This is a genomic window from Pseudomonas sp. HMSC057H01 (assembly GCF_001836405.1).
Taxonomy (GTDB): domain Bacteria; phylum Pseudomonadota; class Gammaproteobacteria; order Pseudomonadales; family Pseudomonadaceae; genus Pseudomonas; species Pseudomonas aeruginosa.
In genome coordinates, this window is the sequence record NZ_KV828522.1 from 24,614 (window position 1) to 25,324 (window position 711).

At 71.0% G+C, this 711-nt stretch carries 1 protein-coding gene; it reads left to right on the plus strand.

Annotation, left to right across the window (positions count from 1 at the left end; translation table 11 throughout):
- A partial coding sequence (locus tag HMPREF2581_RS29670) for an Ig-like domain-containing protein (protein WP_256565222.1) occupies positions 1 to 711 on the plus strand: 711 nt, incomplete at both ends.

Below are 711 nucleotides of genomic sequence, written 5' to 3' on the forward strand. Positions count from 1 at the left end.
TCACCGCCGACGGCAGCGGCAACTGGAGCTTCACTCCGACCACGCCGTTGCCCAACGGCACCGTGGTCAACGCCACGGCCACCGACGCCTCCGGCAACACCAGTGCGGGCAGCAGTGTCACCGTGGACTCGGTAGCCCCGGCCACGCCAGTGATCAACCCCAGCAACGGCACGACGCTCAGCGGCACCGCCGAGCCGGGCAGCAGCGTGACTCTGACCGATGGCAACGGCAACCCGATCGGGCAGGTCACCGCCGATGGCAGCGGCAACTGGAGCTTCACCCCGTCCACGCCGCTGGCGGATGGAACCGTGGTCAACGCCACGGCCACCGATCCGGCGGGCAACACCAGCGGCCAGGGCAGCACCACCGTCGATGGCGTGGCGCCGGCCACGCCGACCGTCAACCTGAGCAACGGCAGCAGCCTCAGCGGCACTGCGGAACCGGGCAGCACGGTGATTCTCACCGACGGCAACGGCAATCCGATCGCCGAGGTCACTGCCGACGGCAGCGGCAACTGGACCTACACCCCGTCCACGCCGATCGCCAACGGCACCGTGGTCAACGTGGTGGCCCAGGACGCCGCCGGCAATAGCAGCCCGGGCGCCAGCGTCACCGTGGACTCGCAGGCCCCGGCGGCTCCGGTGCTCAACCCGAGCAACGGCAGCACGCTCAGCGGCACCGCCGAGCCGGGCGCTACCGTGACCCTGACCG